General features: G+C 70.3%; 23 protein-coding genes. 9 read left to right on the top strand and 14 right to left on the bottom strand.

Annotation, left to right across the window (positions count from 1 at the left end; translation table 11 throughout):
• Positions 1-148 precede the first annotated feature (148 nt).
• Positions 149-973: a TerD family protein gene (locus ACFYWI_RS32315; protein ID WP_389239311.1), complete on the top strand. Its 825-nt coding sequence runs from the start codon at positions 149-151 to the stop codon at positions 971-973.
• Between the two features lie 43 nt (positions 974-1,016).
• On the opposite strand, the gene ACFYWI_RS32310 is transcribed toward ACFYWI_RS32315, so the two are convergent.
• From ACFYWI_RS32310 to ACFYWI_RS32285, 6 genes are all read right to left on the bottom strand, one after another.
• Complete coding sequence (locus ACFYWI_RS32310) at positions 1,017-1,754, bottom strand: Tellurium resistance (RefSeq protein ID WP_389239310.1); 738 nt, start codon at positions 1,752-1,754, stop codon at positions 1,017-1,019.
• A gap of 112 nt (positions 1,755-1,866) precedes the next feature.
• Positions 1,867-3,015, bottom strand: coding sequence for a DUF475 domain-containing protein (locus tag ACFYWI_RS32305; RefSeq protein WP_389239309.1), 1,149 nt, complete (start codon positions 3,013-3,015; stop codon positions 1,867-1,869).
• A 65-nt stretch (positions 3,016-3,080) separates the two neighbouring features.
• Positions 3,081-3,656, bottom strand: coding sequence for a TerD family protein (locus ACFYWI_RS32300; RefSeq protein WP_389239308.1), 576 nt, complete (start codon positions 3,654-3,656; stop codon positions 3,081-3,083).
• A gap of 124 nt (positions 3,657-3,780) precedes the next feature.
• On the bottom strand, positions 3,781-4,356 hold the full coding sequence (locus ACFYWI_RS32295; protein ID WP_389239307.1) for a TerD family protein: 576 nt from the start codon (positions 4,354-4,356) through the stop codon (positions 3,781-3,783).
• A 123-nt stretch (positions 4,357-4,479) separates the two neighbouring features.
• Positions 4,480-4,938 (bottom strand): peroxiredoxin, encoded by a 459-nt coding sequence (locus ACFYWI_RS32290; protein WP_389239306.1) that lies wholly within the window; start codon positions 4,936-4,938, stop codon positions 4,480-4,482.
• A 103-nt stretch (positions 4,939-5,041) separates the two neighbouring features.
• Positions 5,042-5,479 (bottom strand): DUF3052 domain-containing protein, encoded by a 438-nt coding sequence (locus ACFYWI_RS32285; RefSeq protein WP_389239305.1) that lies wholly within the window; start codon positions 5,477-5,479, stop codon positions 5,042-5,044.
• A 449-nt stretch (positions 5,480-5,928) separates the two neighbouring features.
• Between ACFYWI_RS32285 and aceE the strand changes: the two genes are divergently transcribed.
• Both aceE and ACFYWI_RS32275 read left to right on the top strand, forming a co-directional pair.
• Positions 5,929-8,676 carry a pyruvate dehydrogenase (acetyl-transferring), homodimeric type gene (gene aceE / locus ACFYWI_RS32280; RefSeq protein ID WP_389239304.1) on the top strand — a complete coding sequence of 916 codons (2,748 nt, stop codon included), beginning with the start codon at positions 5,929-5,931 and terminating at the stop codon, positions 8,674-8,676.
• A gap of 74 nt (positions 8,677-8,750) precedes the next feature.
• Positions 8,751-9,566, top strand: a complete 816-nt coding sequence (locus ACFYWI_RS32275; protein ID WP_389239303.1) for a potassium channel family protein — start codon at positions 8,751-8,753, stop codon at positions 9,564-9,566.
• Between the two features lie 3 nt (positions 9,567-9,569).
• Here ACFYWI_RS32275 and ACFYWI_RS32270 read toward each other — a convergent pair whose 3' ends face one another.
• Together ACFYWI_RS32270 and ACFYWI_RS32265 are read right to left on the bottom strand one after the other, a co-directional pair.
• On the bottom strand, positions 9,570-9,878 hold the full coding sequence (locus tag ACFYWI_RS32270) for a small hydrophobic protein (protein ID WP_389239302.1): 309 nt from the start codon (positions 9,876-9,878) through the stop codon (positions 9,570-9,572).
• Between the two features lie 48 nt (positions 9,879-9,926).
• Positions 9,927-10,316 (bottom strand): peptidase inhibitor family I36 protein, encoded by a 390-nt coding sequence (locus ACFYWI_RS32265; protein ID WP_389239301.1) that lies wholly within the window; start codon positions 10,314-10,316, stop codon positions 9,927-9,929.
• 450 nt (positions 10,317-10,766) lie between these two features.
• Between ACFYWI_RS32265 and ACFYWI_RS32260 the strand changes: the two genes are divergently transcribed.
• From ACFYWI_RS32260 to ACFYWI_RS32245, 4 genes are all read left to right on the top strand, one after another.
• Positions 10,767-11,987 carry an alpha/beta hydrolase gene (locus tag ACFYWI_RS32260; RefSeq protein WP_389239300.1) on the top strand — a complete coding sequence of 407 codons (1,221 nt, stop codon included), beginning with the start codon at positions 10,767-10,769 and terminating at the stop codon, positions 11,985-11,987.
• A gap of 66 nt (positions 11,988-12,053) precedes the next feature.
• A complete protein-coding gene (locus ACFYWI_RS32255; RefSeq protein WP_389239298.1) occupies positions 12,054-12,941 on the top strand; it encodes a DUF4429 domain-containing protein in 888 nt (295 codons plus the stop codon).
• Between the two features lie 199 nt (positions 12,942-13,140).
• Positions 13,141-14,463 (top strand): sensor histidine kinase, encoded by a 1,323-nt coding sequence (locus ACFYWI_RS32250; RefSeq protein ID WP_389239297.1) that lies wholly within the window; start codon positions 13,141-13,143, stop codon positions 14,461-14,463.
• The gene (locus ACFYWI_RS32245; protein WP_389239296.1) at positions 14,460-15,134 is read left to right on the top strand and encodes a response regulator; all 675 of its coding nucleotides are present in this window, start codon (positions 14,460-14,462) and stop codon (positions 15,132-15,134) included. The genes ACFYWI_RS32250 and ACFYWI_RS32245 overlap by 4 nt, the downstream gene beginning before the upstream one ends.
• Positions 15,135-15,381: 247 nt before the next feature.
• Here the strand turns inward: ACFYWI_RS32245 and ACFYWI_RS32240 are convergent, their stop codons facing one another.
• Entirely contained in the window at positions 15,382-16,395 is a 1,014-nt protein-coding gene (locus ACFYWI_RS32240; protein WP_389239295.1) for an aldo/keto reductase, read from the bottom strand.
• 5 nt (positions 16,396-16,400) lie between these two features.
• Positions 16,401-16,856 carry a MerR family transcriptional regulator gene (locus ACFYWI_RS32235; RefSeq protein ID WP_389239294.1) on the bottom strand — a complete coding sequence of 152 codons (456 nt, stop codon included), beginning with the start codon at positions 16,854-16,856 and terminating at the stop codon, positions 16,401-16,403.
• Positions 16,857-16,943: 87 nt separating this feature from the next.
• Between ACFYWI_RS32235 and ACFYWI_RS32230 the strand changes: the two genes are divergently transcribed.
• Both ACFYWI_RS32230 and ACFYWI_RS32225 read left to right on the top strand, forming a co-directional pair.
• A complete protein-coding gene (locus ACFYWI_RS32230) occupies positions 16,944-17,408 on the top strand; it encodes a GNAT family N-acetyltransferase (protein ID WP_389239293.1) in 465 nt (154 codons plus the stop codon).
• Positions 17,409-17,428: 20 nt separating this feature from the next.
• A complete protein-coding gene (locus ACFYWI_RS32225; protein WP_389239292.1) occupies positions 17,429-18,247 on the top strand; it encodes a serine hydrolase domain-containing protein in 819 nt (272 codons plus the stop codon).
• A 6-nt stretch (positions 18,248-18,253) separates the two neighbouring features.
• On the opposite strand, the gene ACFYWI_RS32220 is transcribed toward ACFYWI_RS32225, so the two are convergent.
• The 4 genes from ACFYWI_RS32220 to murJ form a co-directional block, all read right to left on the bottom strand.
• Positions 18,254-18,817, bottom strand: coding sequence for a hypothetical protein (locus tag ACFYWI_RS32220; protein WP_389239291.1), 564 nt, complete (start codon positions 18,815-18,817; stop codon positions 18,254-18,256).
• On the bottom strand, positions 18,814-20,259 hold the full coding sequence (locus ACFYWI_RS32215; protein WP_389239324.1) for a sensor histidine kinase: 1,446 nt from the start codon (positions 20,257-20,259) through the stop codon (positions 18,814-18,816). The genes ACFYWI_RS32220 and ACFYWI_RS32215 overlap by 4 nt, the downstream gene beginning before the upstream one ends.
• A 218-nt stretch (positions 20,260-20,477) precedes the next feature.
• On the bottom strand, positions 20,478-21,161 hold the full coding sequence (locus ACFYWI_RS32210) for a response regulator (protein ID WP_389239290.1): 684 nt from the start codon (positions 21,159-21,161) through the stop codon (positions 20,478-20,480).
• Between the two features lie 27 nt (positions 21,162-21,188).
• Entirely contained in the window at positions 21,189-22,901 is a 1,713-nt protein-coding gene (gene murJ, locus ACFYWI_RS32205; protein ID WP_389239323.1) for a murein biosynthesis integral membrane protein MurJ, read from the bottom strand.
• Positions 22,902-22,913 lie beyond the last annotated feature (12 nt).

Raw genomic sequence — 22,913 nt, 5'->3', positions numbered from 1 at the left:
CGTAGATGTAGGTGTCAAGAGTTCCCCAAGTGCATGAAATCCAGGTAACTCGTCTGCTCGCCGCCCCCTTCCATGCTGGGGCGGGAAGCGCGTCCCGACCACCGGGAACGGGGACCCGCGTTGTCCCGGACACCGTCGGGCAGGCAGGATGACGGGCATGACGCACGCGATGCTGAAGGGCTCGAACGTTCCCCTCGACGCCACGGCCGTACGGGCCGTGCTGCGCTGGACCCCGGGCAGCGGGGTTCCCGATGTGGACGCCTCGGCCCTGCTGCTCGGCGGCGACGGCCGCGTGCGCTCGGACGAGGACTTCGTCTTCTACAACCAGCCGCGCCACCCGTCGGGCCTGGTGCGCCGGCTGCCCAAGAAGCGGGTCGCCGAGCATCTGACCGACACCGTCGAGGCGGATCTGGCAGCACTGGACTCCTCGGTCGACCAGGTGGTGCTCGCCGCATCCTCGGACGGCGACACCTTCCAGCACGTGCGTGACCTGCGGATACTGCTGTACGACGCCGCCACGGGCGCAGGCGAGCCGCTGGCCGTCTTCGATGTGAAGCCGGAGACCGGCGAGGAGACGGCGATCATCTGCGGTGAGTTGTACCGCCGCGGCGAGGGCTGGAAGTTCCGGGCGGTGGCACAGGGCTATCCGACGGGTCTGGTGGGACTCGCGACGGCTTTCGGTATCTCGGTGGACGAGGCGGAAGCTGCGGCCGAGCCGCAGGCACAGCCGGAGCCTGAGCCGCAGATCACCCGGCCTCCGGCCCCGGTGCAGGCCCCGGCCCCCGCCTACGGGTACCCGCAGTCGGATCTCACCCAGCCCGCATACGGCTATCCGCACGCCGCCCCGGCGCATCCGCAGGCCGCTCCGGTCCAGCCGGCCTACGGCTATCCACAGCCGGCCCCCGCTGCGGCGCACGCGCCCGACCCGACCTTCCGGCTGCCGCCGATGGGCCCGCAGTTCGTCCGTCCCTGAGGGCCGTCCCGACCGGGGCGGCGGATGGACCACGCCCGGGCCCTCAGACCCGGCTCTTGTAGCCGCGGCCCCACTGCAGGCCCCACCCGTACAGCCGGTCGAGCTCGGCCTGGAAGCCGTAGACGAACTTCACCTCGCGGCGCACGATCAGCTCGCCCTTGACGTTGTCCACGGAGAAGACCGCGCAGGACCGGGCCTCCGGGGCGTGCTCGTCGAGTTCTATCTCCACCCGCGGGCCGTTGCTCGGATAGAGCGTGACATGCGCATGCGTCCGGTCGAAGGCGGGCGTCTGGTCGTAGATGTACACGAAGAACAGCAGCCGCTTGATCGACTCCCGGTGGTCGAGGTTCACGAAGATCGTCTCGCCCGAGGGTGCGCCGAACCGGTCGTCGCCGCTGAGCCGCACATAGGGTGGTTCGTTCAGACTCCCGAAGAAGCTGCCCAGCGGCTGTACGACGCCCTTGCTGCCGTCCGCCATCTCGTAGAGGCAGCCGAGATCGAGGTCCACGTTGACCACGCCCTGGGTGTGGGCCTGGACCACATCGGGCTGGAAGAGCTTGAACGGGTGCCGCAGCAGTCTGCCGCTCTGCCGCGAGCGGCCCTCGATGTCGGAGGAGCGCATCCTCCAGGAGAGGTTGACGCGCAGATTGCCGGTGGCCGCGCCCTGCTTGGTGAGCGAGACGGACGGGTGCCGTTTGGTCAGCTCGATGGAGTTGCTCGCGGCACTGCCCGAGTCGAACTGCGCCGCCCTCCCCCGCCACAAATTGTCCCAGAAGGCCATGCCCCACCCCTTGTCGGTCCATCAGGTCCCCGCGCAATGCCGCGCGGGGCGGTCACGAGGCTCAGGTACCTCGTGACCGCCCCGTTGAGAGCGTTCCTCACTGCGCAGGGCGTCACACCCCGGACGAGACTCCGGCTTTCCCGCCCGGGGCGTCAGCTTTTCCCTCGGCCGCCGCCAATGCCTTGTTGCGCCGCACCGAGGACCAGAAGGACCAGGCGATCAGGGCCACACCGATCAGACCGGTGACGACCTCGGGGATCTCGTACTGGATGGTGATCAGCAGGATCACGGCCAGCGCACCGATCGCGTAGTGGGCGCCGTGCTCCAGGTAGACGTAGTCGTCGAGGGTGCCCTGGCGGACCAGGTAGACCGTGAGCGACCGGACGTACATGGCACCGATACCGAGGCCGAGCGCGATGACGACCGGGTCGTTGCTGACCGCGAAGGCGCCGATGACGCCGTCGAAGGAGAACGAGGCGTCCAGCACTTCCAGGTACATGAACATGAAGAACGCGGCCTTGCCGACGAGCTTGGCCGCGGAGACGGGTTTGCCGGCCTTCCTGGCCTCTTCCTCGGCCTCCTGCTCGCGCTCCTCCTCTTCCTCGAGCTTGTCCTCGAAGTAGCCGGACAGGCCGCCGACGATCATGTACGTGATCAGACCCGCGACACCGGCCAGCAGCACGGTCGCCGACTTGTCCGCGTGGCCGCCGCCGTACTGGTGGGCGTGGACCGCGAAGGTCATCGAGGTGACGAGCAGGACGATCAGCGCGATGCAGGCGGACAGCATGTCGACCTTGCCGAGCTTGGCCAGCGGCCGCTCCAGCCAGGAGAGCCACTTGATGTCCCGGTCCTCGAAGATGAAGTCGAGGAAGATCATCAGCAGGAAGATGCCACCGAAGGACGCGATCGCCGGGTGGGCGTCGGTGACGAGTTCTTCGTACTTCTCGTGGTTGTTCAGCGCGAGGTCGACCGCCTCGATGGGACCGAGGCTCGCCGTGACCGAGACGATCAGGATCGGGAACACCAGGCGCATGCCGAAGACGGCGATCAGGATGCCGATGGTGAGGAAGATCTTCTGCCAGAACTCACTCATCTTCTTCAGCACGCCGGCGTTGACCACCGCGTTGTCGAAGGAGAGCGAGACCTCGAGGACGGACAGGATCGCGACGAGCCCGAAGGCTGTCCACCCCCCATAGAACACCGCAGCGACCAGGCCGAGCGCAGTGACTGCGAACGACCAGCCGAAGGTTTTCAGTACCACTGGCTACCCAATCGTTGTTTTCGGGTCTCCCGCTTGCACGGGCCTCCCCCGAGCCGCACGCGGCTTTACGAAACGTTGACCCCGAAGTCTAGAGCGATGCCTCGCAGTCCCGACGCGTACCCCTGTCCCACGGCTCGGAACTTCCATTCGCCCCCGTAGCGGTAGAGCTCGCCGAAGATCATCGCGGTTTCCGTCGAGGCGTCCTCACTGAGGTCGTAGCGTGCGAGCTCCTGCCCGTCGGCCTGGTTGGCCACGCGGATGAACGCGTTGCTGACCTGGCCGAAGGTCTGGCCGCGGTTGTCGGCATCGTGGATCGAGACCGGGAAAACGATCTTGTCGCAGTGCGCGGGCACCTTCGACAGGTCCACCAGCAGCGACTCGTCGTCGCCCTCTCCCTCGCCCGTGAGGTTGTCGCCGGTGTGCTCGACCGACCCCTCCGGGCTGGTGAGCTGGTTGTAGAAGATGAACCACTCGTCGCCCAGCACCCGTCCGTTCTGGCACAGCAGGGCGCTGGCATCGAGATCGAAGGGGGCCCCGGTGGTGGAGCGTGCGTCCCAGCCGAGGCCGACAAGGACCTGGGTGAGGTTCGGTGCGGCCTTGGAGAGGGAGACATTGCCTCCCTTGGCGAGCGTGACGCCCATGACGATGGTCCTCCCCGGTGGTGGTGTTACGGACAAGCAGGCGCGTCCGGCGCCGCACACGAGGGTGCGGCGCCGGACACGGTCGTACGGTCGGCGTACGGTCGGTTCAGCGGTGCGAACCGGCTCAGACGTTCACGCCGAAGTCCTGCGCGATGCCGCGCAGGCCCGAGGCGTAACCCTGGCCGATGGCACGGAACTTCCACTCCGCACCGTTGCGGTAGAGCTCGCCGAAGACCATCGCGGTCTCGGTCGAGGCGTCCTCGCTCAGGTCGTAGCGGGCGAGCTCGGTGTTGTCGGCCTGGTTGACGACGCGGATGAACGCGTTGCGCACCTGGCCGAAGGACTGCTGGCGGCTCTCGGCCTCGTAGATGGAGACCGGGAACACGATCTTGTCGACGTCGGCCGGGACCGAGGCCAGGTTGACCTTGATCTGCTCGTCGTCGCCCTCGCCCTCACCGGTGAGGTTGTCGCCGGTGTGCTCGACGGAGCCGTCGGGGCTCTTGAGGTTGTTGAAGAAGACGAAGTTGCCGTCGTTGGCGACCTTGCCCTCGGCGTTGGTCAGCAGGGCGCTGGCGTCGAGGTCGAAGTCACCACCGGTGGTGGTACGAGCGTCCCAGCCCAGACCGACGATGACCGCGGTCAGGTTGGGCGCGGCCTTGGTCAGCGAGACGTTGCCGCCCTTGCTGAGGCTGACTCCCACGAGTCCCTCCATTGGTTGTTCAGGGGCAGCGCCCCCGTAGTGCGTTGGCATCGGATCAACGAATGGATCCTAGTGACCGGTTCCCGCACAAAACAGGTCTGGTACGGGTGACCGGACCACGGATCAGAGGGTGTCGAGCGCCTTGACGTAGTCGGTCAGGTCGCGGGCGTCCGGCAGAGCGTTGACGACGCTCCAGCGGACCACGCCCTCCTTGTCGATGATGAACGTGCCTCGCACGGCGCAGCCCTTGTCCTCGTCGAATACGCCGTAGGCGCGCGAGGTCTCGCCGTGCGGCCAGAAGTCCGACAGCAGCGGGTACTCCAGGCCCTCCTGCTCGGCGAAGACGCGCAGGGTGTGGATGGAGTCGTTGGAGACCGCGAGCAGCTGGGTGTCGTCGTTGACGAACCTCGGCAGCTCGTCGCGCAGCGCGCAGAGCTCACCCGTGCACACGCCGGTGAAGGCGAAGGGGTAGAAGAGGAGCACCACGTTCTTCCGGCCGCGGAAGTCGGCCAGAGTGACGGTGCGGCCGTGGTTGTCCTTCAGCTCGAACTCCGGAGCCTTTGTCCCGACCTCGATCGCCATGGAAAACGCATCCCTTCTGTAGGCCGATCCGGTGAGTGCCCAGCCTACGCAGAAGGCCCCCGCCGGTATGCGCCGACGGGGGCCACGGGCCTGCTGTTACGGCTCAGCGCTTCGACTTCGCCGCCTTGGGGGTCACCAGCCTGCTGCCGGTCCAGTCCTTGCCGGCGTTGATGCTCTTGGTCTGGGAGAGTCCCGCGGTCTGGGCGGCCTCGTTGATGTCGCTGGGCTCGACGTAGCCGTCACGGCCGGTCTTGGGAGTCATCAGCCAGACGGCTCCGCCCTCGTCGATCAGACCGATGGCGTCCACCAGCGAGTCCGTAAGGTCGCCGTCCTCGTCCCGGAACCACAGCACGACGACGTCAGCGACGTCGTCGTAGTCCTCGTCGACGAGTTCCTGGCCGGTCACGGCCTCGATGCCCTCACGGAGCTCCTGCTCGACGTCGTCGTCGTAGCCGATCTCCTGGACCACCTGTCCGGGCTCGAACCCCAGCCTCGCTGCCGGGTTGGTCCGCTCCTCCGCGTGGTCCGCGGTCGCGCTCACGGCTTGCCTCCTGATCGTGTTCGGAAAATGCTGCAGCCGCGCGCGTACGCGTGGCGTTGGCCGTAGTCCACACGGGCGGGGCGGATCGCGCAAGTACCCGGCCGTTGAGACCGCCGAAACGGTGACGTTTGCGGCCGTCTCGGCGCAACTCCAGGCAAGTACGAGAGCCCCGTCGCGTGAGGGACGCGACCTTTCAGCCATCTTTGCGGCATTCCTACCCGTCCGGCCACCGATCGGAACCGAACAGTCAAACGAAACGCATGCACGTGTTGAGCGTATCGTTGCGATTTGACCGTCCCCCGAGGCGGGGTAGGGCCCGGATCCGGGGGAGATCCGGGGTTACCCCTCGGTAGAGGTGACGTTTGCCTCCCCGCGGTACACGATGGAGGCGGTGCGACACAGCGCAACATCCCCATAGAGGCAGCTCCACCGAACAGCGAAGGAACAGCGTGGCTTCCGGATCCGATCGCAACCCGATCATCATTGGCGGCCTTCCCAGCCAGGTCCCGGACTTCGATCCTGAAGAGACCAAGGAATGGCTGGACTCTCTCGACGCCGCCATCGACGAGCGGGGCCGTGAGCGGGCCCGCTATCTCATGCTCCGCCTGATCGAGCGGGCGCGCGAGAAGCGCGTCGCCGTGCCCGAGATGCGCAGCACGGACTACGTCAACACCATCGCCACCAAGGACGAGCCGTTCTTCCCCGGCAACGAGGAGATCGAGCGCAAGATCCTCAACGCGACCCGCTGGAACGCCGCGGTGATGGTCTCCCGCGCCCAGCGCCCCGGTATCGGCGTCGGCGGCCACATCGCCACCTTCGCCTCGTCCGCCTCCCTCTACGACGTGGGCTTCAACCACTTCTTCCGTGGCAAGGACGAGGGCGACGGCGGCGACCAGATCTTCTTCCAGGGCCACGCGTCGCCCGGAATCTACGCCCGCGCCTTCCTGCTGGACCGGCTGAACGAGAACCAGCTCGACGCCTTCCGCCAGGAGAAGTCCAAGTTCCCGAACGGGCTGTCGTCGTACCCCCACCCGCGGCTGATGCCGGACTTCTGGGAGTTCCCGACCGTCTCCATGGGCCTTGGCCCGCTCGGCGCGATCTACCAGGCCCGGATGAACCGCTACATGGAGGCGCGCGGCATCGCCGACACCTCCAAGTCGCATGTGTGGGCCTTCCTCGGCGACGGCGAGATGGACGAGCCCGAGTCGCTCGGCCAGCTGTCCATCGCCGCCCGTGAGGGTCTGGACAATCTGACCTTTGTCGTCAACTGCAATCTGCAGCGTCTCGACGGCCCGGTGCGCGGCAACGGCAAGATCATCCAGGAGCTGGAGTCGCAGTTCCGCGGCGCCGGCTGGAACGTCATCAAGCTGGTCTGGGACCGCTCCTGGGACCCGCTGCTCGCGCAGGACCGCGACGGCATCCTGGTCAACAAGCTGAACACCACGCCGGACGGCCAGTTCCAGACGTACGCCACCGAGACCGGCGCGTACATCCGCGAGCACTTCTTCGGCGACGACCATCGGCTGCGCGCCATGGTCGAGGGCATGACCGACGACCAGGTCCTGCACCTGGGCCGCGGCGGCCACGACCACAAGAAGATCTTCGCGGCGTACGCGGCGGCCCGCGCCCACAAGGGCCAGCCGACCGTGATTCTCGCCCAGACGGTCAAGGGCTGGACCCTCGGCCCGAACTTCGAGGGCCGCAACGCCACGCACCAGATGAAGAAACTGACGGTCGGCGACCTGAAGGGCTTCCGCGACCGGCTGCACATCCCGATCACCGACAAGCAGCTCGAAGAGAGCGCTCCGCCGTACTACCACCCCGGCCCCGACTCGGCGGAGATCCAGTACATGCACGACCGCCGCCGGTCGCTGGGCGGGTACGTCCCGACCCGCGTCGTGCGGTCGCAGCCCCTGGCGCTGCCGGACGACAAGACGTATGCGGCTGTGAAGAAGGGCTCGGGCCAGCAGTCGATCGCCACCACCATGGCGTTCGTCCGGCTGCTCAAGGACCTGATGCGGGACAAGGAGATCGGCAAGCGGTTCGTGCTGATCGCGCCGGACGAGTACCGCACCTTCGGTATGGACTCGTTCTTCCCGAGCGCGAAGATCTACAACCCGCTGGGCCAGCAGTACGAGGCCGTGGACCGCGAGCTGCTGCTCGCGTACAAGGAGTCACCGACCGGTCAGATGCTGCACGACGGCATCTCCGAGGCCGGCTGCACGGCCTCGCTGATCGCCGCCGGTTCGGCGTACGCCACGCACGGCGAGCCGCTGATCCCGGTCTACGTCTTCTACTCGATGTTCGGCTTCCAGCGCACCGGCGACCAGTTCTGGCAGATGGCGGACCAGCTGGCCCGCGGCTTCGTGCTGGGCGCCACCGCGGGCCGTACGACCCTGACGGGTGAGGGCCTGCAGCACGCGGACGGCCACTCGCAGCTGCTGGCCTCGACCAACCCGGGCTGTGTCGCCTACGACCCGGCGTTCGGCTACGAGATCGCGCACATCGTCGAGGACGGTCTGCGCCGGATGTACGGATCCAGCCCGGAGCACCCGCACGGCGAGGACGTCTTCTACTACCTGACCGTGTACAACGAGCCGATCCGGCACCCGGCCGAGCCGGCCGACGTGGACGTGGAGGGCATCCTCAAGGGCATCCACCGCTACAGGGCGGGCGAGTCCGGCGCGATCGCCGCGCAGATCCTGGCGTCCGGTGTGGCGGTGCCGTGGGCGGTCGAGGCACAGCAGATCCTCGCCGCCGAGTGGAACGTCAGGGCCGATGTCTGGTCGGCGACCTCCTGGAACGAGCTGCGCCGTGAGGCGGTGGAGGTGGAGCGGCACAATCTGCTGCACCCCGAGGAGGAGCAGCGCGTCCCGTACGTCACCCAGAAGCTGTCCGGCTCCGAGGGCCCGTTCGTCGCGGTCTCGGACTGGATGCGGTCCGTCCCGGACCAGATCTCCCGCTGGGTTCCGGGAACGTACCAGTCGCTGGGCGCCGACGGATTCGGTTTCGCGGACACGCGGGGCGCGGCCCGTCGCTTCTTCCACATCGACGCGCAGTCGATCGTGCTTGCGGTGCTCACGGAGCTCGCCCGTGAGGGCAAGGTGGACCGTTCCGTTCTGAAGCAGGCGGTGGACCGGTACCAGCTGCTGGATGTGGCGGCGGCCGACCCTGGCGCGGCCGGCGGCGACGCGTAGCACTCATGGCCTGATGAAGGGCGGCGGGACCCGGGCGGGTCCCGCCGCCCTTCGGCTTCTTTACGATGCCGGACATGAAGGAACGAACGCCGCAGATGCGGTGGGAAGCGCGCGCCCAGGGGCCGCTGCTGGGGCTGGCCGTCGCGTTCGGCGGGGCCTACGCCGTGCCGATCGTGGCGCCGGACGCCGCGAGCTGGGTGCACACGCTCTGCTCCGCCGTCGAGTGGGTGGTGTGGGGCGCCTTTGCCTTCGACTACCTCGTACGGCTGGTGCTGGCACCCGGCAAGTGGCTGTTCGTCCGCAGCCATCCGCTGGATCTGCTGGCGGTCGTCCTGCCGCTGGTGCAGCCGCTGCGGCTGCTCCGGGTGGTCGCGACGCTGCTGCTGGTCGGGCGGCGGGCCAGGATGGCCCCACAGATCACGCTGACGACGTATGTCGGCGGCGCGGTGGTGGGGCTGATGATGTTCGGCTCGCTGGCGGTGCTGCGGGTGGAGCGGGACGCGCCGGGCGGGAACATCAAGACGCTGGGTGACGCGGTGTGGTGGTCCTTCACCACGATGACGACGGTCGGTTACGGCGACCATGCGCCGACGACGGGCCTCGGGCGGTTGCTCGCGGTCGGGCTGATGCTGTCGGGGATCGCACTGCTCGGTGTGGTGACGGCGAACATCGCGGCCTGGTTCATCGCGCGCTTCGAGCGCGACGACGTGGAGGAGCGCCGGCAGACGGCGCTGCTGGAGGCCCTGACCAGGGAGGTCAAGGAGCTGCGGGCGGAGGTGGCCACGCTCTCCGCGGCCGCCTCGGTCACCGCCATGGCGGACACGGCGGCAGGGGCGGGCACTGTGCCCGCCCCTGCCGGTCCGTCCGATGATGCCGCTGTCCGTGGGTGAAAATCACCACATCCCGCCGCCGGGAACGGTGGCTCCCGCCAGCCGGACAACGGCCAGGACGGTGTCGATCGCACCCAGGACCAGGGCGGCCAGGGCCGGCACCGGCTGCGCGCCGTTCCAGCGGCGTCCCATGCCGAGCCAGCCGCAGACGATCGCGATCGGGCCGAGAACGATCCCCAGCACGAAGAAACCCGTGATCGCACAGATCAGGCCGATGATGCCGAGTGCCGCGCGATCCGGCCCGCTCCGAGACCAGTTGCGGCCGCGTGAGCGGGGGTGCCTGCGCGTGGTGCTTCCGAAGCCCGCCATCATCACTCCCTGGGATCGTCGAAACCGGCCCGGAGTTGCGGGTACCCCGCTTCAGCGCTCCCAGACCTTGAAGGCCCTTACGCGGTACGGCGATTGCGGCACCCAGGTGCCGCTGCCGGGATAGGTCTCGAACTCTCCGGTCTCCGCGCACTCCCCGGACTGGTAGGTGGTGACGGGCCGCCCCGTGCGGTTGGCCAGTGCCTGGACGGTGGTGCCCGCCGGGAGCGGGACGCAGGAATCGATGTCGAGGCCGGACAGTTCGTGGATCTGCCGGGCGCCCTTGAAGTCCGGTTTCGCCCACAGGCACAGCTCGCCGGCCGCGCAGGCGCCGAGCCGGGGCGCCGAGGCCGCGGGGACGGGCGAAGCGGCAGCGGTGGGCGTCGCGGCGGCCGGCGTGAGCAGGGTGGCGGCCAGGACGGTGGCGAAGACGGTCGTACGCATGATGAACCCCCGTGTCGTACTGATCACTTGACCGAACCCTGACCCTGGGCGGAGCCGACGCGGAAGGGGGTCGCACCAAGATCACCCGGATAGGGGACAGCCCCCGTCGGGGCGCTCGGTGGGGCTGTCGCGTACCCGGGTTGACGCGACATGTGGGCCGCGCACGCACACGGCGCGACGTCGGAGGTGGGCCGCGCACACCCCCGGCTCGAGATGACGCGGACGCGTGCGCGCGCGTCACCGTCGGCGCGTCCAGCAGTGTGATGCGGCGCACAACTCGGGAGAGATAAGGGCCGGATAAGAACAGGAGGGCGTAACGCCCCCGCCGCGCCGGAGGGTACGCCTCGCGCACACACAAGGTGACCTCTTCCCCCGCCATCCCCCTCCCAACACGTGATCTCCCTCACCCTCTACGCTCGGCCCCTCGCGCGTCTCCTAGGGTGTGTCGCAGTGACTTCCTTCGACCACTCCCCCACATCGACCGTGTGGCGCGCCCTGCTCGCTCTCACGGTGGTGTTCGTGATGCTGGCGATGACCGGCTGGACCGCCGTACGGCATCCCGGCGGTCCGCGCGACGCCCTGGCGGCCGAGCAGGCGGGCTGGAGCAAGGCCACGATCGGAGCACGTGAGGTGCCCGAGGCCGACGCGCCGCCGCACGAACTGACCGCCTTCTTCGCATCGATCAGCCCATCCCGCCGCGCCGCACTCGCCGACGAGTTCCCGCATGTCGTCGGCAACCTCAACGGCGCGCCGGTAGCACTCCGCTATCGCGCCAACCGGACGGCACTGGCGAATTCGTTCGCCGCCGAGCACAAGCGGGTCGACGATCCCCATCTCACAGCGGCCGGCCACCGCGCGGCGGTCCGCAGGATGGACCGGTTCCAGGCGCTGATGAGCGAGGACCGGCAGATCCTCGCCTTCGACCCCTCCGGCTCCGGCCGGGTCGCCGAGGTCTTCGGCGATCTCGACCGGGCGCAGCGCGTCTCGGTGATCGTGCCCGGGGTCGACACCAATCTGCTCACCTTCCAGCGGTCGGCCCGCAAGTACAGCGCTCCCGTCGGTATGGCCCAGTCGCTGTACGCGGCGCAGCGGGCCGCCGCCCCCCGGGTCCGCACAGCCGTGATCGCCTGGGCCGACTACACCAGTCCCGTCGGCGTCGGCGTGGAGTCGGCGATCGGGCGCCTGGCCGAGAACGGCGCGGTACGGCTGACCGCGCTCACCAAGTCGCTGCCCGGCGACTCCAAGGTGGCCCTGTTCTGCCACAGTTACGGCTCCGTGGTGTGCGGCGTCGCCGCCAGCCGGCTGCCCGACCGGGTCGAGGACGTGGCGGTGGCGGGCAGCCCCGGTATGCGTGCCGAGAACGTGGCCGGGCTGCACACCAGGGCCAGGGTGTGGGCGATGCGCGACAGCGACGACTGGATCCAGGACGTGCCGCACATGGCCGTCGGCGGGCTCGGTCACGGCGAGGACCCTGTGACGCCGGAGTTCGGGGCGCGCCTGCTGTCCGCGGCCGGTGCGATCGGCCACGGAGGCTATTTCGAGCCGGGCACCGAGAGCGTCGACAACTTCGCCGAGATAGGCCTCGGTTGGTATGCGGGAGTGAGCTGTGCGGGCAACAATGACGCCTGCCGCCGCGGTATTTACGGCGCGGAAGCGGACGGACGCGCGTAGATCACTGCCGGGCCGTCCTGCCACCGAGGGGCGACGCACAGGCGCGGTCCGCATACGATGAGGCGCATGGGTGATGTGCTGGCCGGATTTCAGGCCACCTGGGAGTTCGAGACCGACTCCGTGCTCATCCGCTTCGAACGGGGGATCCGCACACCGAAGCTCTGGGCCGCGCTACGGGAACGGCGTGTCCCGCACGAGGCGTTGGCGGCGGTGACGCTCTTCCCGGGCAAGCGGGGCACGGTAGTTCTGCAAGCGGTGCCCAGACCAGGCGCCGATCCACTGATGGAGGCGGCGGCCGGACAGCTGAAGGAAGGCTGCGACCCGTACCGCCTGGTGCTCCCGGCGGAGCGCGAAGTGCTCGCCGAGTACTACGCGGACGAGTTGCGGGCCCTCCTCGGGCCGGACGCGGACCAGCCCGCCGAGCGGTTCTCGGTGGCCGCGCCCGAGGCTCCGCTGGGCTTCAAGGCATACGACGGAAAGGCGTCGTTCGACGGTTCACAGGTCGCGTTCCGCTGGTTCTGGACGGGCGCGTCGTCCGCCAAGTGGAAGGCGGGGGACCAGACTTTCCCGGTGTCGGAGCTGAGCGGGGTGGAGTGGCGCTCGCCCGAGGTCTTCGACGGCTATCTGCGGCTGCTGCGCCGCGGCGCCGACCCCGGCGCGCCGCCCGGGACCGTGATCGCGGGCGGGCAGCCGGTGCAGGCGGACCACGACCCGGCGGCGGTGATCTTCGGCCTCGGCTACGGCCCGGTCCACGAGTCGTTGCCGTTCGCCGCGGCGGTCCTCGCGGCCGCACGGAAGGCGAACCCGGCCCCGGCGCTGACGCCCCGGGCAGCCCACCGGGACCCGGCCGACATCGCGGACCGGATACGCCATCTCGGGGATCTGCACCAGGCGGGTCTGGTGACGGACGAGGAGTTCAGCCGGAAGAAGGCGGAGCTGCTCGCGGAGCTGTGACGGGGCGGGCCGGGTTTCCGGGCGCGGCCGGGTCCGTGGCGGCGACTCGGGCGCACCCGACTTCCCGGGCGCGGCCGGTCCGTGGCGGCGACGTTCCGGGGCCCATAGGCCTCGGCCCGTGTCATACCCCGGTATGACACGGGGTCCGGCTCCTCGGTATGACGCCGCGCGGCGCCCCGCTGCCTAGGCTGATCACGTCATGTCCAAGTCCCCCCGGCCCCCCGAGCCGTCCCCCTCCCCTCCCCTGTCGTCGCGCACGGCGCGGGCCGCGCTACGGAACCTGCGGTCGCTCGCGACCGACCTCGGTACGCCCACGCGCTCCACCGAACCACCGTTCGCCGGTGGGGAGAAACGCCGGTTGCGGGCGCTGTCGTACGGGGTCGTCCTCATCTTCGTCGTCCAGCTGCTGCCCATCACCGTCACCGTCCTGGCCAACGACTACGGTCTCAACGGTGCCCTCGCCGGTGCCCTCGCCACCGCGCAGTCCGCGCCGCTGCTGCTTGCCGTGACCCGGCCGCTGGAGGCGTGGTGGATCATCTTCGCCGCGGATGTCCTGGGTGCCGTCGCCCTGATGGCCGCGCCCGGCACCGCCGACAGGTCCTGGCCGTGGACCCCCATGACGGTCGTCGGCTATCTGCTGCTGATGATCTGCCTGGGGTGGCGCGAGCCGCGCCGCAAGCTGGTGGGGGTCTGGCTGCTGACGGGTGCGGCCGGCCTGCTGCTCGAGCGACTGTCGCCGTCGCTCAGCGACGGGATCCACCTGCCGCTGATCGTCTTCAGCGGTGTGATCCTCGTGCTCACCGGCGCGTTGCGCGAACGCCGCGACGCCCAGCGCCGGTTGACAGCGCAGGAAACCATCAGCGAGGCGGAGCGGGCCCAGCGCACCCTGCTGGAGGAGCGGGCCCGTATCGCCCGCGAACTGCATGACATGGTGGCCCACCACATGTCGGTGATCACCGTGCAGGCGGACTCGGCGCCGTACCGGATAGAGGGGCTTCCGGACGCCGCGCGCGAGGAGTTCACCTCGATCGCGACGAGCGCCCGCGAATCACTGACGGAGATGCGGCGGCTGCTCGTCGTGCTGCGCAGCGAGGGCGCCGAGGGCGAGCGGACCCCGCAGCCGGGGCTGGACCGGGTGCAGCAGCTGGTGGAGGCGACGGTACGGGCGGGGGTGCCGGCCGAGTTGTCGCTCGCAGCGCAGCTCGGCGGGGTGCCGCAGGCCGTGGAGCTGTCCGCGTACCGGATCGTGCAAGAGGCCCTGGCCAATGTGGTGCGGCACGCCCCCGGCGCGCCGACCCGGGTGTCGGTCACCTCGGACGGCGAGAATCTGACCGTGCTTGTGGTCAACGGCCCAGCGGTGCAGGCCATTTCACCGCTGGAGACGACCGGTACCGGGCACGGCCTGGTCGGGATGCGCGAACGCGTACGGTTGACCGGCGGCACGCTGGACACCGGACCGCTGGCCGACGGCGGCTTCCGGGTCGCGGCCCGTCTCCCCCTCGACGTGAAGGAACCCGCGTGAGCATCCGCGTGATCATTGTCGACGACCAGGCCATGGTGCGGGCGGGGTTCGCCGCGCTTCTGGCGGCGCAGGCCGACATCGATGTGGTCGGCGAGGCGCCGGACGGCCGCAGGGGCGTGGAGGTCGGCCGCAGCACCCAGCCCGATGTGGTCCTGATGGATGTGCGGATGCCGGAGATGGACGGTCTCGCGGCTGCGCGTGAGTTGCTGAACCCGCCCCCTGGCGTGGTGCACCTGCCCAAGGTGCTGATGCTGACCACGTTCGACGTCGACGACTATGTCTACGAGGCGCTGCGCGCCGGTGCGTCCGGGTTTCTGCTGAAGGACGCGCCGCCGGCGGATCTGATCGCGGCGGTACGGGTGGTGGCGGCCGGTGAGGCTCTGCTGGCGCCGTCCGTGACCCGGCGGCTGATCGCCGATTTCGCGGCCCGGCGGCCCGCCCGGCGGAGGAACCCGTCGCTGCGGCTGAACGGGCTGACCCCTCGCGAGACCGAGGTCCTGGAACTCGTCGCCCAGGGCCTGTCCAATCGTGAGATCGCGGACCATCTGGTGCTCGCCGAGCAGACGGTGAAGACCCACATCGGCCGCATCCTCGCCAAGTTGGACGTGCGCGACCGGACGCAGGCGGTGATCTTCGCGTACGAGTCGGGTCTGGTGACCCCGGGCCAGTAGCCCACGGGCCGCCCGTGCGCACTGCCGCCCGCGCCGGTGGCCGCGTCCGAGGGCCCTGGGGCCGGCAGTCATCCCCCGCCGGGAGCCGGCCGCGGCGTCGGTGGCGCGTCTTCGAGTCCCCGTGGCGCCCCGCCACGAAAGCCCGCCGGGCAGCTGTGGGGCTGCTCGCGGCGGGCTTCGCGGTGTTCGCGCTCGGGCCGGTGTGAGGCGGCGGTCCCGCGTGTCGGGGCCGGGTGACGCGGTGGTGCTACTCGCGCGCGGTCGACGTCGAGCTCATGTCGGGGTAGCGGTCCCCGGCCACCTGTCCGGCGATCGGCTCCAGCGACGCCAGTTCGTCCTGGCTCAGTGTCAGACGCGTCGCTCCGACGTTCTCCAGCAGCCGGCTCGCCTTACGGGTACCGGGAATCGGGACCACGGCGAGCGAGTGCACCTGGGCCCGCTGTTGCACCCAGGCCAGCGCGACCTGCCCGACGCTCGCGCCGTGCGCCGCCGCGATCTTGTGAACGGGCTCCAGCAGCGCGGCGTTCGCCGTGGCGTTCTCGCCGGTGAAGCGGGGCTGGTACCGGCGGTAGTCGTCCGCCGACAGCTGCGTGCCGGCGTCGGTGAACGCCCCGGTGAGGAACCCCCGGCCGAGGGGGGAGTACGGCACCAATGCGACACCGAGCTCGGCCGCGGCGCCGACCGCGCTGCGCTCCACGTCCCGGCTGAACAGCGACCACTCCGACTGCAGGGCGGCGATCGGGTGCACGGCGTGCGCCTCGCGCAGCTCCGCGCCGGTCACCTCGCTCAGCCCCAGGTGCTTGACCTTGCCCTCCTCGACCAGCTCGGCCATCGCGCCGACGGACTCGGCGAGCGGCACGGCCGGGTCGCGGCGGTGCATGTAGTACAGGTCGATGACCTCGGTCCCCAGCCGCCGCAGGCTGTTCTCGACGGCCTGGCGCAGGTAGGCGCGGTCGTTGCGCACACCGCGGTAGTGCGGGTCGTCGGTCCGTTCGATGGCGAACTTCGTTGCCAGGGTGATCTCGTCGCGATGCGCGGCGACGAACGGCGCCAGGAACTCCTCGTTGGCGCCCCGCCCGTACGCATCGGCCGTGTCGAAGAGCGTGACGCCCTGCGCGAGCGCCGTGCGGAGCGTCTCCCCGGCCGCTGCCTCGTCGGTGTCGCCGTAGAACTCGCTGATGCCCATGCAGCCCAGGCCCTGGATGCCGACCAGCGGGCCGTTCGTTCCGAGCCGCACCTGTGCGATCTTGCTGTTGCTCATCGGGGTCAGGCCCTCTCCGGCGCCCGTCGGGCGTCCGCGTAGAACTCGATCTTGTGGTCCAGTACGGCCAGGGTGTCCTGGAGCTCGGCCATCCGCTCGAGGACGTCGCGCCGGGTGCTCTGCAGCAGTTCCTGGCGGGCCTCGAAGGTGTGCTCACCCTCCCGCACCATCTCGGCGTACCGGACCATGTCGGCGACGGGCATCCCGGTCAGGCGCAGCTTGCCGACGAAGGCGAGCCAGTCCAGATCACGGTTGGTGAAGCGCCGCTGGCCGGTGTGCGAGCGGTCGACGTGCGGCATCAGCCCGATGCGCTCGTACCAGCGCAGGGTGTGCGCGGTGAGCCCGGTGAAGGCGACGACCTCGCTGATCGTGTAGCGGTCCTGTCCCTCGGGGCGCGGATGCGCACGGGGAGCGGCCTTGCAGAGATTCGTCCGTGCCGGAGTGCTCTCGATCACCGTCATGCCCACCACGCTAAAACCTTGGAGTGCACTCCAAGCAAGCGGAAACCGATGGCGGTTGCGGTACGGCGCGAATTAGCCTGCCCGATCATGAGCCTCGCCCGCCGCGCCACCCCCGAAGACGCCGAAGAACTGGTCCGCCTGCGCAAGGTCATGCAGGACTCGTACCTGGGCCCGAATCCCGATGTGAGCTGGCAGCCCGCCGCGGCGGCGACGCTCCGCGACCGGCTCTCCGATCCGGCCGGGGCGCTGACGGCTTTCGTCGTCGAGCGGCCCGGCGGGGGGCTGGCGGCCTGCGCGGTCGGCACGATCGAGTACCGCCTCGGCGGGCCCGGCAATCCGGAGGGCACGAGCGGCTATGTGTTCAGCGTCGCGACGGACGAGGACATGCGCCGCCGTGGGTACTCACGCGCCTGTACGGAGGGACTGCTCGGCTGGTTCCGGGAGCGCGGTGTGCGCAGGATCGATCTGCGGGCCTCTGCGGAGGGCGAGCCGCTGTACGCCTCCCTGGGCTTCGTGCGCACCCCGGACCCGGCCATGCGGCTGTCTCTGTAGGACCGTTTAGGCTCGTACACATGCAGAGCCTGGCGATGATCGAGAACTGGCCGGTACCGACCGCGGCGGCCGCCGTCGTACGAGCGGACGGCACGGTCGCCGGGTCGTACGGCCCGACCGGCCGGCGTTTCCCGCTGGCCTCCGTCACCAAGCCGCTCGCGGCGTACGCGGCGCTGGTGGCGTACGAGGAGGGGGCGATCGAGCTCGACGAGCCGGCCGGCCCCGAGGGTGCCACCGTCCGTCATCTGCTCGCCCACACCTCGGGCCTCGCCTTCGACGAGCACCGCGTCATGGCCCCGCCGGGTACCCGCCGGCTGTACTCGAACGCGGGCTTCGAGGTGCTCGCGGACCATATCGTCAAGGCGACCGAGATCCCGTTCACGGACTATCTCCACCAGGCGGTGCTGGAGCCGCTCGGTATGACGGCGACGACGCTGGAGGGCTCTCCCGCGAAGGACGGCGTCTCCACCGTCGACGATCTGGTGCGTTTCGCGGCCGAGGTGCAGGCGCCACGGCTTCTCGACGCGCGGACGGTGCTGGAGGCGATGTCCGTCGTCCATCCGGGACTGTCGGGGATCCTGCCGGGCTACGGGCACCAAAAGCCCAACGACTGGGGTCTCGGATTCGAGATCCGTGACGCCAAGTCGCCGCACTGGACGGGCACTTCCTCCTCGCCGCGCGCCTTCGGGCACTTCGGCCAGTCCGGCACGTTCCTGTGGATCGACCCGGACGCGCAGGCCGCGTGCGTGACGCTCACGGACCGGGCGTTCGGACCGTGGGCCATCGAGGCCTGGCCGCCGTTCACGGACGCGGTGCTCGCCGAACTGCGCGCTCGGTAGCGGAACCTAGCGCGGCACGCTCGTCGGGCGCGGCAGGCGGCCGAGGTCGATGTCGACATCGCAGTTGGCGTGGCCCAGCGTGACGTCCGTCCCCCGCAGCACCACGCCGCTCCTGCCCTCGGCGTCCTCGGTGAACGCGATCGTGCAGATCAGCTGGCGCACCGCGGTGTCGTCGAGGCTGTCGAGCGCAATCGGCAGCCTGACCACGACGCCCCCCTCGGCGCCCGACTCGACCCGCACCTGTCTGCCGAGCGGCAGCAGGGGCAGCCCGGTGGTGAGTCCGGCCTTGCGCTCGTTTCCGATCGGACCGTCGAAGAGCGCGGCGACGGTCTCGGGGGTCGATGTCCCCGGGTTCCTGTTGTCCGCGAACTCCCCTTCCAGGTACCGGACCACGGGCATCGGCTCCCCGTCCGGGGAGCGGAAGAAGAGCACCATCCCGGTCGGGCTGTGCGGGACGACCTGGACCGTGGCGGGGCCGCCCGCCTCGATGACATCGGTCTCCTGGATGCCGCAGCCGGCCAGCGCCAGCGCGGCCGCAAGTGCCGCGACGGCGGCGGGCAGTCGTCTCATGCCGTGGCCTCCGCCGTCGTGAGCGGTATCTCGACGGTGAACACGGCGCCGACGCCCCCGGGGCCGTTCGCGGCCCGGACCGTGCCGCCGTGCAGATGTACGTTCTCCTGGGTGATCGCGAGTCCCAGGCCGCTGCCCGCCGATCGGGTGCGGGCGGCGTCGGCCTTGTAGAAGCGGTCGAAGATGTGCGGGAGCACGTCGTACCGGATGCCGGGTCCGCTGTCCGCGACCTCGGTGACCAGCACAGCCACGCCGTCCGCGCGCGTCTCGGTGCGCAGCCGTACGGTGACGGGCGCGCCGCCGTGCCGCAATGCGTTGCCGACGAGGTTGGCGATGACGACGTCGAAGCGGCGTGGGTCGAGGCGGATGCGGATACCGTCGGGCAGCTCGGTACGGACCTGATCGGTCCAGTGCCGGTGCTCCAGGGTCTTGCGAATGGTCTCGGCGGCGTCCACCTCGTCGGTGTTGAGCTCGGCCGCGCGGGAGTCGAAGCGGGAGATCTCCATCAGATCCTCGACGAGCACGGCGAGCTTTCCGGTCTCGGCGCTGATCAGCCGTACCGCGCGGGCGGTATCGGGGTCGAGGCGGGCCGCGTCCTCGTCGAGGACCTCGGTGACGGCGAGCATCCCGGCGAGCGGGGTGCGCAGTTCGTGCGAGACGTCGGAAGCGAAGCGGCGGGCGCGCGTCTCGGCCTGCCGCAGTTCGTGCACCGACCGTTCGAGCTCAGCCGCCGATTCGTTGAACGTACGTGCCAGATCCGCGAGTTCGTCGCTGCCCCGGACCTGGATACGGGTGTCGAGCCGGCCGCTGCCCATGCTGCCGGCGGCCTTGCGCAGTTCGCGGACCGGGCGCAGCACGCTGCGTGCGGCGAGCAGCGCGGGGATCAGCGCGACTGCGAGGCCCGGCAGCGCGCCGTCGCGCGCGGCGGTCACCAGGGCCTCGATATTGGCCTCCTCGCCGCTCATCCGCATCACGGCGAACAGGACGAGTCCGGTGGGTATCACGCCGTTCACGCCGACCTTGAACACGGCGGGCATACCGATCGTCAGATACGGGACGCCGTCCTTGACGACCCGCTGGAAGGAGCCGTGCGGATTGTGCAGGGCGGTGCGGCGCAGTTCGGGAGTGATCACGGTGGAGGTGGGCTGGGTTCCGGAGGAGACCCGCAGCGAGCCGTACTCGGCGAAGACGACCCAAGGGTGTGGTTTGCCCTTCCGGGCTATGTCGCGCAGGACTTCCTGCAGCGATGTGCGCTCGACGGGCAGTTCGGTGCTGAGCGGCTGGACCTGCTCGCGGAACGACGCGACCGCGGTGTCCTGGGCGGTGGCGAGGACGGCGTTGCGTGCCTCGCGGTAGGTGAGGGCCGCGGTGGTCCCGGCGCTGACGGCGGCGACGAGAAGGAACGCGAGGATGAGACGGGTGCGCAGGCCGAAGGCGGCGATGTGCCGTGCCGGGCGGGCACGGCCTGGGGCCGTGCCGGTGCCGACCGCGCCCGCGGCGCCGGCACCGGGGCTGTTCGCGCCCGCGGGGTGGGGGCCGGGGCTGTTCGCGCCCGGGAGGCTCGGGCCGACGGGGTTCGCGCCCGGGAGGCTCGCACTCGTCGGGGCTGCGTCGGGCGCGTCCGTGCTCGCGGTGTTCGCGCGGAGGCCGCGGCGGAACCTCACAGCGGTCCGAAGCGGTAGCCGAAGCCCCGCAGGGTCTGGATGTACCGCGGGCTGCCCGGGGTGTCCTCGATCTTGTTGCGCAGGCGCCGTACGCACGCGTCGACCAGCCGTGCGTCGGCGTGGTAGCTGTGCTCCCACACATGCTCCAGCAACTGCTGTCTGCTGAACACCTGCTCCGGGGCGGCGCACAGATGCAGCAGCAGCTTCAGCTCCGAGGGGGCGAGCGCGAGACGCTGCCCGGACTTGGCGACGGTGAGCCCGGCGCGGTCGATGGCGAGCTCACCGTGGAACTCGACCGCGGGCTTTCCCCCGCCGGTGTCCTCGATCCGGCGCAGCACCGCCCGGATGCGGGCCTCGATCACCTCGGTACGGGCGGGCTTGACGATGTAGTCGTCGGCGCCGGCCTCCAGCCCGATGACGACGTCGAAGTCGTCGCCGCGGGCGGTGAGCATGATGATCGGCAACTGGCTGGTCTCACGCACCTGCCGGCAGACCTGCACGCCGTTCATACCGGGCAGCATCAGATCCAGCAGAAGCAGATCGGGCCGGAACTCGTCGAGCGCGGCGAGCCCGGCCTCACCGGTGGCGGCGGTCCGTACGTCATGACCACGGCGACGCAGTCCGAGTTCGACGCCTTCCCGGACGGAGGCGTCGTCTTCTATCAGCAGCACGCGAGGCATCTGTGGGGTATCCCGAGGGTGGTTTCTTCAGCGGCGGGTGAGACGTCTACCGGCACCGGAGAGCAGGGCATCGAGTTCGGTGAGGCGCAGGGGACGGGCGAGGAAGGCGAAGGTGAGCGCGATGACGAGCGCGCCGGCCGCCGCCGCGGCGACGGCACCGAGGGGGGCCGTGTACCTGGCCGCGAGGTGACCGAGCGCGGCGGCCGGTATCGCGGCGAGCAGCAGCCGGGCCTGGGCGGCCACGGTGGGCGAGCGCCACAGTGCCGGAGCGCGCCCACCGGCCCGGGCGGGCCGGGACGCGGGTGTCGCCGCCGTCCCGGACGCGGCAGCCGAAACCGGCGCGGGCCCCGCCACGGACGCAGGCCCTGCCCCGGACACGGGCCCCGACGCGGGCGCGGGTTCCGTCCCTGCCGGCGCCCCGAGCCGCCGGTGCAGGACGTACGCCGTCACCGCCCATCCCGCGCACAGGGCCAGCGAATACGCCCCGGCCATCCCGGTCACCGCCCACCGCGCCGGCAGCAGCAGATACGCGGTCGTCGACAGGGTCGCGTTCAGGCCCGCGATCACCAGGTTCAGCAGGAACGGGGTGCGCGTGTCGGAGAGGGCGTAGAAGGTGCGGGAGAGCACGTACTGCCCGGAGAACGCGATCAGCCCCGGGGCGAACGCCATGAGGATGCCCGCCATCGCCGCGATGTCGTCGTCGTCCGTCCTGCCGTACTGGAAGACGAGCGCCATGATCGGCTGGGCCAGAGCGAACAGCGCGCACGCCGCGGGGACCACGGCGACCGCGCTGCTGCGCAGCGCGTAGGAGACATCGCGCCGCACACCCGCCGTGTCGCCGTCCGCCGCTGCCCCGCTCATCCGCGGCATCAGCGCGGTGACCAGCGAGACGGTGATGATCCCGTGCGGTACGGCCCACAGCAGGTACGCGTTGTTGTACGCGCTGAACCCGACGCCGCCGTCGATGTCAACCTGCGCGGCGCGGGTGCCGGCGGCCGTGGCGAGCCGGGTCGTCAGCAGGTACGCGAGCTGGTTGGTGAGCACGAGCAGCACCAGCCAGCCGGCCGAGCGCAGCGGCCGGGTCAGCCCGCTGCCGCGCCAGTCGAAGCGGGGCCGCCAGCGGAAGCGGGCCGCGCGCAGGGCGGGGACGAGGGCGAGCGCCTGGACGGCGATACCCGCGGTGGTGCCCCAGCCGAGCAGGGCCGTCTCGGCAGGGGTGAGCGTGCCGCCGTCGCCCGTCGCCAGATAGAGACCGAACACGGCGATGACGACGACGTTGTTGAGAACGGGCGTCCACATCATGGCGCCGAACCGGCCACGGGCGTTGAGCACTTGTCCGAGCAGTGTGAACAGCCCGAGGAAGAAGATCTGAGGCAGGCAGTAGCGGGCGAAGGCGACGGTCATCGTGGCCTGGGGGCCGGTGTAGCCGGTGTACGTGTCGATGATGAGCGGCGCCGCCCAGACCGCGGCGGCGGTGATCGCCAGCAGGCCGATGACGCAGACGGTGAGCAGCCGGTCGGTGTACGCGGCGCCGCCGTCCTCGTGTTCCTTGGCGGCCTTGACGAGTTCGGGCACGAAGACGGCGTTCAGCGCGCCGCCGAGGAGGAGCATGTAGACGATGGTGGGGACGGAGTTGCCGGCCGCATAGCCGTCCGCGACCAGCCCCATGCCGAGGCCTGCGGCGACGACGGCGGACCGCACGAACCCGGTGGCACGGGAGACGATGGATCCCGCGGCCATGATGGCCCCACT

The sequence above is a fragment of the Streptomyces sp. NPDC002889 genome (genome assembly GCF_042888425.1).
Classification (GTDB): domain Bacteria; phylum Actinomycetota; class Actinomycetes; order Streptomycetales; family Streptomycetaceae; genus Streptomyces.
Note: the sequence above shows the minus strand (reverse complement) of the source record. Positions and strands in the feature narration are given on the sequence as shown.